Raw genomic sequence first — 14,260 nt, 5'->3', positions numbered from 1 at the left:
ATAGAAATTAGCCCTCTATTCTAGCCTTTCTGACTCGTTGACGCTGAAAGTTCACAAAATTTGATCAAGGCACTCGCCAAATCGGGTGTTCGCGTTTGTTGAGTGCAAAATTCAAACATGGCTTTGCGCCAACGAGCGAACGATTCGGGTGATAAAGCGAGGTTGACTGATTCTTCTAACTCGGCGGCATCGCCATGCCCGTTCCAGGCGCGTAAAAGCTCGGTCACTCGATCGCCGGGCGTCACTTTCTTGATCCAGGCGTCTAATTTAATGAAATGCGTGCCTTCGTCCTGAGGATAAATTTGCCAGATCATCGGCTTACCAGCCCAGATCGCCCTCACTAACGAATCCTCCCCACGGACGAAATTCAGATCTGCTGTCCAGAGGATTTTGTCGTAATCTGGTTGCGTGACAAATGGGATGCGATGTATTTGGCATTGCCCTTGCCTGCCTGATTGAAGGTAGGTGGCCACGCCATCTGGTACGAGCAGGAGCGAAGGCTGAGTGCGGGTTGCCAGGGCATTGATCAGGCCAGTCACGTTCGCCTGGGGGTAACAGAATAGCGAGACAATGAAGGGTTGGTTTGCTGTTTGATCTCGCCAAGCCAGAGAAGTGTTTTGATCAATCCCAAGCGCGCAGAGCAAATTGAATTGCTCGTTGCGATCAGTCCACCAGTGGTCGCGTTGCGAGATGAGGTTTTCCTCTCGTATCAGTCCGCCTGTCTTTTCTGTAAAACCAGGAAAGAAAAAATACGAAGATAATCCGTCGCTTCGCAACGAGGGGAGTCCGTGGCAACCTTCGACCCAATCCTCTGCGCTGAGGTAGTCCAGATTGATCCACAATGATTTGCTCGCATGAAGCTTAGCTAAATAAGAGGCGGGCAAATCACACGAGAAGCTAGCTATTGTTACATCTGCCGGATCAAGGTCTGGTGCCCTGTCATCCCACCGGATTACGTCAATCCCATTGATTGACTGGCGAGCGACTCGGTAGTCGACGAGCGGCTCGAGCTTTTTGAAGCTTGCGAGTTGATCCACCCAAAGTCTGATTGACCAGTCATGTTCACGGCACAGTTGTCTGATTAGCCTGTAAGTTACACCTATGTCGCCATAGTTATCAATGACACGGCAAAAAACATCTGCTCTCAGCATCAATGAAACTTGGCGGGCGCGGTTTGCGCATCCTCAGGTAGTTCGGCATGCACCATTTCACCGATTGGATTCGGGAAATAAGGTGCACCACAGTCGTCGCAAAAATCAAGCGACAACAGGTTGGGCAACTGTCTGATGTCCTGCACGCCGCACGATTTGATTAATTCAACGATATCTGCCGCAGTATCCCGCGGCAAGGCTTCTGGCTCAGGCGTCTGGGCATCATCCTCTCTGCCGTACATGGGCCAAAGGCACCCGTAGACCACTTCGTTTTGATTTTTTTGAGTAAAACCGATCCGGTATTCTTCAACCCTTAGTTCGCCACACCCAGCAACGATTGCCCGCAAGTTCCCGGGTTCAATCGTCAGGGCAGCACACAGCCAGGCAATCGCCGCCTTTACCGATAGCGGCCTCACTCTGCGATCTGCTTCTCGGTTGCTCACATAAAAAGCGTCTGGTACTAGAATTTCAAAACCACAACCAGGAACTAAATCTGCAAAGTATTTACTGCTGTCTGCCGCCCAGCGTTCAAGGCATCCGACGCGCGCTTCTCCTAGTTCGCCAGGTTCTTCCTGCCAGCGAAATAAGGCTTTGCCTTGCTCGACAGCGATTGCACCTACCAGATAACGTGTATCCGCCAGCATGTTGAAACTGTCAGGGACTTCGTTTAATACTGGCTCAGCTGCTGGCAGGTCAAGAGCCTTAGCGCCGAGGCTGTGCAGCCATTGCCATGTTTCTGAGAACCCCCGCGGCATTTGATCTAGACTGACCATTCTGTGCATCATCGCTATTTTTGTATGTGCGGCCAAAATGTGCTGTTGCATTTGAGCAGTTAGCCCACTCAGGATATTGGTTGAAATGACTTGAGTCGGGATGCTGTAGCGTGTCCAGGCAACTAAGGGGGCGAGGATAAGCAGCACGTCATAACGGACGCCGTCTTTTTCCATGACGCAGGACTCGGATAGCGTTTCGGATTGCTCCATCAATACTTCATAGCCACCAATGTGATGCTGCGAGAGATGGTCGAGCGCGTCGTCTATGGTCTGATCTTTGCCGTTTGCCAGCATTTTGCCGATCTGCTTTGCCAGTTCGGCTTCCCAGAAGCAGTCTTCGACACGGCTACCCGAACTGTGCAACGCCAGCGATAGTGCAACAAGACGTGAAGACTCACGACTTAGACGGGACGGTAACGAAGCACGAGAACGGGGCATAAACTCAGCCAATCGATGGAATCAAGTGAACAGTGTACAGAATCTGTTGAATGGGCTTCTATTGGCTCTGTCAGACTGGTATTTATTTCGCGATATAAAACATGCAATGAAAAAAGGCCACCCTGAAGGGCAGCCCAGTCAACCGTTCAAGCCGCGATGATCGCGGCAAGAGGGAAGGACCTAAGCGTCGATGGCGTTAGCCACGTCGTTGTAGTCGTCGATCTTGTCGAAATTGAGGTACTGATAAATCTTGTCCCCGCTTTCGGCAATGACACCCATATCACCCATGTACTCGACTTTGGTTGGAATGCGACCAAGCTTCGAACAAATCGCGGCTAACTCTGCTGAACCGAGGTAGACGTTGGTATTCTTGCCGAGACGATTCGGGAAATTACGTGTGCTGGTTGACATGACCGTTGCACCTTCGCGCACTTGAGCCTGATTACCCATACATAATGAACAACCGGGCATCTCTGTGCGTGCACCCGACGAGCCGAACACGCCGTAGTGACCTTCTTCGGTCAGTTTTGCAGCATCCATTTTGGTCGGTGGTGCGATCCACAGCTTAACTGGGATGTCGCGTTTGCCTTCGAGCAGTTTCGATGCGGCGCGGAAGTGACCGATATTGGTCATGCAGCTACCGATAAACACTTCATCGATTTTCGAGCCGGCAACTTCTGACAAGGTTTTGACGTCGTCAGGATCGTTCGGGCAGCAAACGATAGGCTCGTGGATCTCAGCCAGATCGATTTCGATGACCGCTGCATATTCTGCATCAGCATCAGCTTCCAGTAACTGTGGATTGGCCAGCCAGGCTTCCATGGCAGCGATACGACGACGGATGCTACGCTCGTCCTCATAACCACTGGCAATCATCCACTTCAACATCACAATATTGCTGGTGATGTACTCGATGATGGGCTCTTTATTGAGTTTGATGGTGCAACCAGCTGCGGAGCGCTCAGCAGATGCATCAGACAGCTCAAACGCTTGTTCAGCTTTAAGGTCGGGCAAACCTTCGATTTCAAGGATACGGCCAGAGAAAATATTCTTTTTGTTTTGCTTATCAACGGTAAGCAAGCCAGCTTTGATTGCGTACAGAGGGATAGCGTGAACCAGGTCGCGCAAGGTTACACCCGGTTGCATTTTGCCTTTGAAGCGGACCAAGACTGACTCGGGCATGTCCAAGGGCATCACGCCTGTGGCAGCAGCGAAAGCGACTAAGCCGGAGCCTGCTGGGAAGCTAATCCCGATTGGGAAGCGGGTGTGCGAATCGCCACCGGTGCCGACCGTGTCAGGCAACAGCATGCGATTGAGCCATGAGTGGATGATGCCATCGCCAGGGCGTAACGAAATGCCACCGCGATTGCTCATGAAATCAGGCAAGGTGTGGTGGGTTTTGACGTCGACTGGTTTAGGGTAGGCGGCCGTATGGCAGAAAGACTGCATGACCAGATCTGCTGAGAAGCCCAAACAAGCCAAATCTTTGAGCTCGTCGCGTGTCATGGGACCTGTTGTATCTTGACTGCCCACTGAGGTCATTTTGGGTTCGCAATAGGTATCAGGGCGAACGCCTTGACCTTCAGGCAGGCCACAAGCTCGACCAACCATTTTTTGAGCAAGGGTGAAGCCTTTGCTTGATGCGGCAGGCACATGTGGCAGGCGGAACAGTGTTGAAGGTGCCAAGCCGAGCGCCTCGCGAGCCTTGCCTGTCAAACCGCGGCCGACGATCAGCGGGATACGGCCACCCGCACGCACTTCGTCAAACAATACTTCTGACTTCACTGAAAACTCAGCAATCACTTTGCCGTCTTTTAGTGCTCTGCCTTCATACGGACGCAGCTCAACGGTATCGCCCATATTCATTTGCGACACATCCAGCTCGATTGGCAAGGCACCTGCGTCTTCCATGGTGTTGTAGAAGATCGGGGCAATTTTGCTACCCAGACACACGCCACCGAAGCGCTTGTTTGGAACAAAAGGAATATCCTCGCCAGTGAACCAGAGAACTGAGTTGGTTGCTGATTTGCGTGATGAACCGGTACCAACCACATCGCCAACATAAGCAACCAGATTGCCTTTCTTGCGCAGATCTTCAATGAATTTAATCGGGCCAATTTTGCCGGCTTCCTGGGGCTCAATGCCGGGGCGTGGATTTTTCAACATCGCCAAGGCGTGCAGAGGGATGTCAGGACGGCTCCAGGCATCTGGCGCCGGTGACAGATCGTCGGTGTTGGTTTCACCAGTGACTTTGAAGATCGTGATAGTGAGGCTCTGGGGAACTTCAGGGCGACTGGTGAACCATTCGGCATCAGCCCAGCTTTGCATGACTGACTTCGCGTTGGCATTACCCTTGTCTGCTTTCTCTTTGACGTCATGGAAAGCATCAAACATTAACAAAGTCTTTTTGAGGCCCTCAGCGGCGACTTGACCGACTTCTGCGTCGTCTAGCAATTGCACCATGGGGCCAATGTTATAGCCGCCAAGCATGGTGCCAAGTAGCTCAGTGGCCTTAGCACGTGATATCAGTGGACACTTTTCGCTGCCAAGTGCGACAGCCGCCAAGTAGGATGCCTTCACCTTGGCCGCGTCATCAACGCCAGCGGGAACGCGATGAGTAATCAGTTCAACCAGCGCCTCACCCTCGCCTGCAGGTGGCGACTTGAGCAGTTCTATCAGGTCAGCAGTTTGCTGCGCGGATAGCGGCAGGGGAGGGATACCAAGTGCGGCACGGTCAGCGACGTGTTGACGATAAGCTTGGAGCATGATGACGCCTTTTAAAAAAGGATGTGATGAACAGGAAAATTAGGGCTGCGACTGCAAAAATAATAATTCGATTGTAGTGCTTTGCTTGTCATACAACAACAGTCTTATGTCTTATATAAGACTTGCATGCTTTCACTCGATGACATACGACTCAAAAGATGCTGGTTTTAACGTTTTCTACAAAAAACAGATCAGTTTTGTCCCAATACCAGATCTGCGTACTCAGGATGTCTTCGTATGTAAATTTCTACATAGGAACACCTGGGAATGACCTGCCAGCCTTCGTCGCGTGCAGTATCAAGACTAAATTTTGTCAAGGCGGCTGCGATGCCTCGACCGCCGACTGCGTCTGGCACGCCCGTGTGATCAAACGAGGCAGTCCTACCGTTTAATGTGTAAGTCAGTACACAAGCATGTCCATCCACCAGGGTGGTGAACCGGCTGTTGAGTCGGTCGTGTGAGATGTCTTGGTTCATTTTGAGCCGCTACTCATTAAGAGTATCCAAAGGATCACCATAACAGGCGTGCCGATCAAGCAACTGCCCCACAAGCCGACGATTGGCCACTTAACGTCCATCGGAATGGCTTTAGGGTTGACGTGTGCCAGCAAACGATTTGAGTTGGCGGCAAGCCAGACGGTCGACTTCGGGAATACAAGTCGGATAAAGTAATCCAGCAATATCTCCATTCGGAGATTGAGAGGGTACTGGCTGTATGCTCGGCCCTCAAGGTAAGGATGCTTGAACAGGTGGTTCGCTTTCTTAATTTTGAAGAGCAGTAAATAGCCTCCTGCAATAAAAAACGCAAAAACGCAGGCAATGAATAGACTAAAAGAAGTGACCAAGGCGGCAGGTAGGGTGTCTGGCATGAGGGCTCTGGTAGTGGGTGGACTGACACGCTGACGTGTGTAAAAAATGCTGCTGTGCCGGTAAACGCTCACAAGCTGACAGACTTTAGAGGATATCACCGGGAACCCGGACCCAGCCCTCCATTAAAACTCTGGCGCTACGGCTCATGATTGCTTTAGTGACTTGCCACTCGCCATCCACTTGACTGGCTTGTGCGCCCACGCGCAACGTACCAGAGGGATGTCCAAAACGGATCGATTCAAGATTTCCTCCGCCCGCAGCCAGATTAACAAGGGTGCCGGGGATTGCAGCGGCAGTGCCGATGGCAACGGCGGCGGTGCCCATCATGGCGTGATGGAGTTTACCCATTGACATCGCACGCACCAATACGTTTACATCGCTTGTTGATACGTTCTTACCACTTGAGGACACGTAGTCCGCTGGTTTGGCAACGAAAGCAACTTTTGGGGTGTGCTGTCTTGTTGCCGCTTCTGCGATGTCAGAGATCAATCCCATCCGTACGGCACCGTAGGCACGAATTGTTTCAAACATAGTCAGCGCTTTAGGGTCGCTGTTGATGTCGTCTTGCAATTCAGTCCCGCGATAGCCAATGTCTTCAGCGTTCACAAAAATGGTCGGGATGCCGGCGTTGATCATCGTTACTTTGAATGATCCCACACCTGGCACATTGAGTTCGTCAACGACGTTGCCAGTGGGGAACATAGACCCACCAGTGCCTTCTTCATCTGCCGCGGGATCCATAAACTCAAGTTGAACCTCTGCTGCGGGGAATGTCACGCCGTCAAGCTCGAAATCACCAGTTTCTTGCACAGCGCCGTTAGTCATGGGAACGTGCGCAACGATCGTTTTCCCAATATTGGCCTGCCAGATCCGAATGACAGCGTGCCCGTTTTGCGGAATACGGCTTGGATCAACCAAGCCGTTGCTGATACCAAAAGGACCGACCGCAGCGGTCAGATTGCCGCAGTTCCCACTCCAATCGACAAAAGGCTTATCAATGGAAACCTGACCAAACAAATAATCGATATCGTGATCTGGTTGCGTGCTCTTAGACAGGATGACGGTTTTGCTGGTGCTTGAGGTTGCTGCGCCCATGCCATCGGTTTGTTTACCGTAGGGATCTGGACTGCCAATCACTCTCATCAACAACGCGTCGCGGGCCGGGCCCGGGACTTGCGCGGCAAGTGGCAAGTCCTGAAGCTTGAAGAAAACCCCTTTACTTGTACCGCCTCGGATGTAGGTCGCCGGCACTTTGATTTGAGGAGCGAAAGTCATCGTATTGTGTCCTTTTTCACGGTGTCTGTCTGTCGAATTTAAATCGAAACAACTCAAGCCACAGTCGTTGATTCAAGAAAATCCTGCGCAAAACGCTGCAAAACGCCACCAGCTTCATAAATAGATACTTCTTCAGCGGTATCAAGGCGACAGGTTACTGGCACGTCGACACGCTCACCGTTCTTGCGAGTGATTTGTAACGTCAAGGTAGCAAGTGGTGTGCGCTCACCGATCACGTCATAGATTTCGGTCCCGTCAATGTTCAGCGTTTTGCGGTTCACACCCGCTTGGAATTCGAGTGGCAGGACACCCATCCCAACAAGATTGGTGCGGTGAATACGCTCGAAACCTTCAGCAACGATTGCCTCAACACCCGCAAGCCTGACACCTTTTGCCGCCCAGTCACGCGAAGAGCCCTGACCGTAGTCTTCCCCCGCGATAATGATCAGGGGTTGTTTGCGATCCATATAGGTTTCGATTGCTTCCCACATGCGCGTCACTTGACCGTCCGGTTCGATGCGAGTCAAAGAACCTTGTTTAACCTTGCCATCAACCACTGCCATCTCGTTGATGAGCTTAGGATTAGCAAAGGTCGCTCGTTGTGCGGTGAGATGATCGCCGCGATGAGTAGCGTAAGAGTTGAAATCCTCTTCGGGCAAACCCATCTTGGCGAGGTACTCACCGGCTGCGCTATCGAGCATGATGGCGTTTGACGGGGAGAGATGATCGGTGGTTATGTTGTCACCGAGTACCGCAAGCGGACGCATGCCTTTCAGCGCGCGTGCACCGGCCAACGCACCTTCCCAATAAGGAGGGCGTCTGATGTAAGTACTTTCTGCGCGCCAGTCATATAGAGGGCTTAATTTCTCTGCAGACTCAACGGTCGCGGCAAACATGGGTTCGTAGACTTTTCTGAACTGTGCTGGTTTGACGCTTGAGGCGACGATGGCGTCGATTTCTTCATCGGTTGGCCAAATATCTTTGAGCGTCACTGGCTTGCCGGAGGGGTCGTGCCCGAGGATATCTTTCTCGATGTCAAAGCGGATCGTGCCAGCAATGGCGTATGCAACCACAAGCGGCGGCGAAGCCAGAAAGGCTTGCTTCGCGTACGGATGGATACGACCGTCGAAGTTACGATTGCCCGACAAAACAGCTGTCGCATAGAGATCGCGATCGATGATTTCCTGTTGGATAACCGGATCTAGCGCACCACTCATTCCATTGCAGGTCGTACACGCAAAAGCAACAATGCCAAAGCCAAGTTTCTGCAACTCCGACATCAGCTTGGCTTCTTCAAGATAAAGCTCAACAGTCTTGGATCCGGGCGCAAGAGAACTCTTGACCCATGGTTTACGGGTAAGGCCCTTAGCATTCGCATTGCGAGCCAGTAAACCAGCAGCAATCACGTTGCGTGGATTGCTGGTGTTAGTGCAGCTAGTGATGGCCGCAATGATCACTGCGCCATCAGGCATTTTCCCTGCCTCGTTTTCAACCACTCCAGAGATGCCCTGAGCGGCCAGCTCTGACGTTGAAACACGACGATGTGGATTGGAAGGGCCGGCAATATTACGGACGACCGAAGACAGATCAAAGTGCAGCACACGTTCGTACTCGGCAGTCTTGAGGCTATCCGCCCAGAGACCTGTCTGCTTGGCATAAGTCTCAACCAGTTTGACCTGCTCATCCTCACGGCCGGTCAGGGTGAGATAGTCGATGGTTTGCTGATCGATGTAGAACATCGCAGCAGTCGCACCATATTCGGGTGTCATGTTTGAAATGGTTGCGCGATCACCCAAGGTCAACTGAGCGACACCTTCACCATAAAACTCCAGATAAGACGACACGACTTTCTGATTGCGAAGAAACTCTGTCAAGGCAAGCACGAGATCCGTGGCAGTAATTCCAGGCTGGACCTTGCCGGTCAGCTCAACGCCAATGATGTCGGGTAAACGCATCCAGGACGCGCGGCCCAGCATGACGGATTCCGCCTCAAGCCCACCCACACCAATAGCGATGACACCAAGCGCATCGACGTGAGGCGTGTGGCTATCTGTTCCGACCAAAGTATCGGGGAAAGCGACGCCATTGAGTGCATGCACCACAGGCGACATGCGCTCTAGATTGATCTGGTGCATGATGCCGTTCCCTGGCGGGATAACATCGACATTCTTGAATGTTTTTTTAGTCCAGTTGATGAAATGAAAACGATCTTCGTTTCGTCTGTCTTCAATCGCCCGATTTTTTTCAAAGGCGTCAGGATCAAAACCACCACATTCGACCGCTAAGGAATGATCGACGATAAGCTGAGTCGGTACCACGGGATTGACTAAGGCAGGATCACCGCCTTGCAGGGCAATAGCGTCTCGCAGACCAGCCAAATCGACTAGAGCAGTCTGGCCCAGAATGTCATGACAAACCACCCGAGCCGGAAACCACGGAAAATCCAGATCACGCTTGCGCTCAATAATCTGAGTCAATGATGCCGTCAACGATGCAGGATCGCAGCGGCGCACGAGATTCTCTGCTAATACACGGGATGTGTAGGGCAGTTTGTCATATGCGCCAGGCTTGATGGCATCGACTGCTGTACGCGTGTCGAAATAATCCAGTTTGGTCCCTGGCAAGGGTTTGCGGTTTGCTGTGTTCATGTCTTCTTTATTGGTGTGCTTGTGTTGACGTATTGACTTATTTACGCTTGGCAAGCGGCACGAAAGTTTGATTTTCAGGCCCTGTGTAATTCGCAGCGGGACGAATAATCTTATTATCGATCCGTTGCTCAATGATGTGAGCTGACCAGCCTGCGGTGCGCGCAATCACGAATAACGGCGTGAACATCGCGGTAGGCACACCCATGACGTGGTACGACACGGCCGAGAACCAGTCGAGGTTGGCGAACATTTTTTTCGCATCCCACATCACTGCCTCAAGACGATCTGCGATGTCGTACATTTTTGTCGAGCCGGCAGTTTTCGACAGACGATGCGCGACGGCCTTGATGACATGATTGCGAGGATCAGAGATCGTGTACACCGGATGACCAAAACCGATCACGACTTCTTTCGCTTCAACACGGGCGCGAATATCTGCTTCAGCTTCATCCGGTGTTTCGTAGCGCTTTTGAACTTCGAAAGCAACTTCGTTGGCGCCGCCATGTTTGGGTCCGCGCAAGGCGCCGATACCACCGGTAATTGCCGAATACATATCAGAGCCAGTGCCAGCGATGACGCGGCAGGTAAAGGTCGATGCGTTGAACTCGTGCTCAGCATAAAGAATCAGCGATGTATGCATGGCACGCACCCACTCATCGCTTGGCTTCTGCCCATGCAACAGCGTCAGGAAATGACCGCCAATACTGTCATCATCGGTCTCGACATTGATGATGCGACCATTGTGGCTGTAGTGATACCAGTAGAGCAGGGCAGAGCCCAGACTTGCCATCAGGCGGTCAGCGATATCACGTGCGCCTGGGATATTGTGATCTTCCTTCTCAGGAATCGTGCAACCTAGCACCGACGCAGCTGTCCGCATGACGTCCATGGGGTGGCTGGCTGCTGGCAAGGATTCGAGTACTGCCTGCAGATTAGCTGGCAAACCGCGCAGCGCTTTCAACTTCTTTTTGTAGGCAGCGAGTTCTGCTTTATTAGGTAGTTTGCCATGAATCAACAAATGAGCAATCTCTTCGAATTCGCAGCTATCTGCAAAGTCGAGAATATCGTAACCACGGTAGTGCAGGTCGTTGCCGCTTCGGCCAACGGTACACAGAGCTGTATTGCCAGCCGTCACACCAGACAACGCAACCGATTTCTTTGGTTTGAAAGCAGGCGCAGTTTGTTCAGTTGCTTGCTCAACAACTTTAGGCGCTGCAGCTTTAGGCACAGAGGCTTTTTTAGCGGGACTTTTTTTTGTCGTAGCCATGATGAGAACTCCTCGGTCAATGTATTGGGTCAGTTATTTTGTTTTACCAGCAGCAAACAATTTGTCGATCTTGCTTTCGAACTCGTGGTAGCCAATCCGGTCATATAGTTCGTCACGAGTCTGCATCAGATCGATAACGTTTCTTTGATGGCCATCCCGACGGACGGCTTCGTATACGGTTTCTGCAGCCTTGTTGCAAGCCCGGAAAGCCGACAAAGGATTGAGCAGCATTTCGACCCCTGTTGGTTTGAGATCGGCCACGCTAAATAGTGGTGTTTTACCAAATTCAGTAATGTTGGCCAAAATTGGTGCGTTGACTGCTTTACGGAATTTTTCGAAGGTTGCTAAGTCGTACGCAGCTTCGGGGAAAATGGCATCAGCGCCGGCTGCAACGCAGGCAATGGCAACGTCGATGGCGTGGTCAACACCATGCGATGCAATCGAGTCGGTGCGCGCAATGATGTAGAAGCTGTCGTCGGTGCGAGCATCGGCGGCCGCCTTGACGCGATCAGCCATTTCTTCTAGTGATACGACCTCCTTGCCGGGGCGATGCCCGCAGCGCTTGGCGCCGACTTGATCCTCGATATGAAAGCCTGCTGCGCCAAACTTGATCAGACTCTTGGTGGTTCGCGCGATGTTAAACGCTGATGGCCCGAACCCAGTGTCAACGTCAACAATCAGCGGCACCTCACAGACGTCGGTAATACGACGAACGTCTGTCAACACATCATCTAGCGTATTGATGCCAAGATCAGGCAACCCGAGCGAGCCCGCTGCCACCCCGCCACCTGACAAATAAATGGCTTTGAAGCCGGCGCGTTTGGCAAGTAAAGCATGATGAGCGTTCAAGGTACCAATGATTTGTAAAGGCTGCTCTTCGGCGAGTGCTTGACGGAAGCGCTGTCCCGCTGTGACGATGGTTGACATGTACATACCCTTTTTGAATAAAAAAATGGACCTGATCACAGGCCCATTAGGTTAAAAATTTACTTCAGTAAGTCTGCGACACCGTCGCGTTCTTCGAGGAGCTCTTTCAGTGTCAAGTCCATGCGTTCACGTGAGTAAGCATCGATTTCGAGACCAGTGACGCGATGGTATTCGCCACCTTCGCAGGTCACTGGCACGCCATACATGATGCCTTCGGGGATGCCGTAGGTACCGTCAGAAGGGATGCCCATGGTGACCCACTTACCATTCGTACCAAGCACCCAATCGTGGATGTGGTCAATGGCGGCATTGGCAGCCGACGCTGCTGAGGACAAACCACGCGCTTCGATGATTGCAGCACCTCGCTTACCGACGGTCGGTAAGAAGGTCTCGCGATTCCAGGTTTCGTCGTTGATAATCGCTGGCACGCTTTGACCCCCAATTGTCGCGAAGCGATAGTCAGGGTACATCGTTGGCGAGTGATTACCCCAAACGGCCAGTTTTTGAATTTCTGCAACAGGTTTGGCCATCTTGGTCGCTAGTTGCGACAAGGCGCGGTTGTGATCCAGCCGCAACATGGCTGTGAAGTTCTTTGCTGGCAGATCTGGCGCTGATTTCATGGCGATGTAAGCATTCGTGTTGGCAGGATTGCCAACCACCAAAACTTTTACCTGACGATTCGCAACCTGATTGAGCGCTTTGCCTTGAGCGGTGAAAATTTGTGCGTTGATCGTCAGCAGATCTTTGCGCTCCATGCCGGGGCCACGAGGACGCGAACCAACCAGCAGAGCGACTTCAACATCTTTGAATGCTTCGAGCGGATCGCTGTGAGCTGACATCGATTGCAGCAAAGGGAATGCGCAATCATCGAGCTCCATCATCACGCCTTTCAGCGCTTTTTGCGCCTTTTCATCGGGGATTTCAAGCAGTTGCAAAATAACGGGTTGATCTTTACCGAGCATCTCGCCGGATGCAATACGGAACAGCAGGGCGTAACCGATCTGGCCGGCGGCACCGGTTACCGCGACGCGGATGGCGGGTTTGGACATAACAATCTCCGAGAGGGCTGTTTAGGGGAATTCAATAGTTTGGAAACCGAGTTTAGCTTTTTTATTCGGCTCAATCAGCTGTATCGACCTTCATTGAAATCGAGCATGATCTTAGGATAATTTTCTATGAACGTCAATTAATCTTATATCTTATATAAGACACAAGAGCGTTGGACGAGTGAGTGCTTGTATGCCACAATACGCACACAGTTGCTTATGACCAAGTTTATGTCCGATACCGCTAGTCGTCTCCTCGGAAGTATCGCTAAGCCTACCGCAGCATTCAGCCCGCTTTATCAGCAGATTAAAGGCATGCTGGTTCGCGCGTTGGATGAGGGCGAGTGGAAGCCTGGCGAAGCTATTCCCAGTGAGATAGAGCTGGCTACTCGTTTTCAAGTCAGCCAAGGTACGGTTCGCAAAGCGGTCGATGAGCTCGCGGCTGAACATCTTCTTGTCAGACGACAAGGAAAAGGTACCTTCGTTGCGACCCACCACGAACCTAAGATTCGGTTCAGGTTTTTGCGGTTGGCCCCAAATAGTGGCGAACAGCAGCCACCTCAAAGTAAAGTGTTGAGTTGCAAACGCCAACGAGCGAGTGCTGAAATGGCTCGGTCTCTAGGCTTAAAGGCAGGCGATTCGGTGATTGCGATCAGACGAGTGTTGTCTTTTGCTGGTAAAGCGGCAGTCGTTGACGATATTTTCCTGCCGGCCGCGCTCTTCAATGGCCTGTCTGCAGACATACTCACATCTTATGTAGGGCCTTTGTACGGGCTTCTTGAGTCAAAATTCGGGGTGAACATGGTTCGTGCCGACGAAAAACTGACTGCTGTTGCTGCCACAACCGAGTTTTCAACTTTGTTGGGAATCGAGCCAGACAAGCCGTTATTGAAGGTGGATCGAATTTCGTATACTTACGCCGACCGGCCAGTAGAACTGCGAACTGGTCACTACCTGACCGATCATTATTACTACAGGAATAGTTTGATTTGACACCTATGCGCCAAAGTTGGTGGTACATATGCACTGATGCTTAAGCGAGAGAGAAGGCAGTCTATCTAAGATAGAAAGTAGGATTCAGCAGGTTCGTCTTGTACAGG

11 protein-coding genes are annotated in these 14,260 nt (G+C 51.7%); 1 reads left to right on the top strand and 10 read right to left on the bottom strand.

The window, feature by feature from the left end; translation table 11 throughout:
* Positions 1-20 precede the first annotated feature (20 nt).
* The 10 genes from earP to BCM14_RS04125 form a co-directional block, all read right to left on the bottom strand.
* A complete protein-coding gene (gene earP / locus BCM14_RS04170) occupies positions 21-1,151 on the bottom strand; it encodes an elongation factor P maturation arginine rhamnosyltransferase EarP (protein ID WP_106226709.1) in 1,131 nt (376 codons plus the stop codon).
* Complete coding sequence (locus BCM14_RS04165) at positions 1,151-2,362, bottom strand: DUF2863 family protein (RefSeq protein ID WP_106226708.1); 1,212 nt, start codon at positions 2,360-2,362, stop codon at positions 1,151-1,153. The genes earP and BCM14_RS04165 overlap by 1 nt, the downstream gene beginning before the upstream one ends.
* Before the next feature lie 180 nt (positions 2,363-2,542).
* Positions 2,543-5,128: a bifunctional aconitate hydratase 2/2-methylisocitrate dehydratase gene (gene acnB / locus BCM14_RS04160; RefSeq protein ID WP_106226707.1), complete on the bottom strand. Its 2,586-nt coding sequence runs from the start codon at positions 5,126-5,128 to the stop codon at positions 2,543-2,545.
* Positions 5,129-5,319: 191 nt separating this feature from the next.
* On the bottom strand, positions 5,320-5,604 hold the full coding sequence (locus tag BCM14_RS04155) for a GNAT family N-acetyltransferase (protein ID WP_106226706.1): 285 nt from the start codon (positions 5,602-5,604) through the stop codon (positions 5,320-5,322).
* The gene (locus BCM14_RS04150) at positions 5,601-5,996 is read right to left on the bottom strand and encodes a hypothetical protein (RefSeq protein ID WP_106226705.1); all 396 of its coding nucleotides are present in this window, start codon (positions 5,994-5,996) and stop codon (positions 5,601-5,603) included. The genes BCM14_RS04155 and BCM14_RS04150 overlap by 4 nt, the downstream gene beginning before the upstream one ends.
* An 85-nt stretch (positions 5,997-6,081) precedes the next feature.
* Positions 6,082-7,272, bottom strand: a complete 1,191-nt coding sequence (gene prpF / locus BCM14_RS04145) for a 2-methylaconitate cis-trans isomerase PrpF (protein WP_106226704.1) — start codon at positions 7,270-7,272, stop codon at positions 6,082-6,084.
* A 53-nt stretch (positions 7,273-7,325) separates the two neighbouring features.
* Positions 7,326-9,920 carry a Fe/S-dependent 2-methylisocitrate dehydratase AcnD gene (gene acnD, locus BCM14_RS04140; RefSeq protein ID WP_106226703.1) on the bottom strand — a complete coding sequence of 865 codons (2,595 nt, stop codon included), beginning with the start codon at positions 9,918-9,920 and terminating at the stop codon, positions 7,326-7,328.
* Between the two features lie 37 nt (positions 9,921-9,957).
* Positions 9,958-11,187: a bifunctional 2-methylcitrate synthase/citrate synthase gene (gene prpC, locus BCM14_RS04135; RefSeq protein WP_106226702.1), complete on the bottom strand. Its 1,230-nt coding sequence runs from the start codon at positions 11,185-11,187 to the stop codon at positions 9,958-9,960.
* A gap of 33 nt (positions 11,188-11,220) precedes the next feature.
* Positions 11,221-12,114, bottom strand: coding sequence for a methylisocitrate lyase (gene prpB / locus BCM14_RS04130; RefSeq protein ID WP_106226701.1), 894 nt, complete (start codon positions 12,112-12,114; stop codon positions 11,221-11,223).
* Positions 12,115-12,173: 59 nt separating this feature from the next.
* The gene (locus BCM14_RS04125; protein ID WP_106226700.1) at positions 12,174-13,163 is read right to left on the bottom strand and encodes a malate dehydrogenase; all 990 of its coding nucleotides are present in this window, start codon (positions 13,161-13,163) and stop codon (positions 12,174-12,176) included.
* Positions 13,164-13,391: 228 nt separating this feature from the next.
* Here BCM14_RS04125 and BCM14_RS04120 point away from each other — a divergent pair, with 228 nt between their 5' ends.
* Positions 13,392-14,153 carry a GntR family transcriptional regulator gene (locus BCM14_RS04120; protein ID WP_259673409.1) on the top strand — a complete coding sequence of 254 codons (762 nt, stop codon included), beginning with the start codon at positions 13,392-13,394 and terminating at the stop codon, positions 14,151-14,153.
* Positions 14,154-14,260: the final 107 nt, after the last annotated feature.

Source organism: Jezberella montanilacus, from assembly GCF_003003055.1.
In the GTDB taxonomy this organism is placed as follows: Bacteria; Pseudomonadota; Gammaproteobacteria; order Burkholderiales; family Burkholderiaceae_B; genus Zwartia; species Zwartia montanilacus.
Note: the sequence above shows the minus strand (reverse complement) of the source record. Positions and strands in the feature narration are given on the sequence as shown.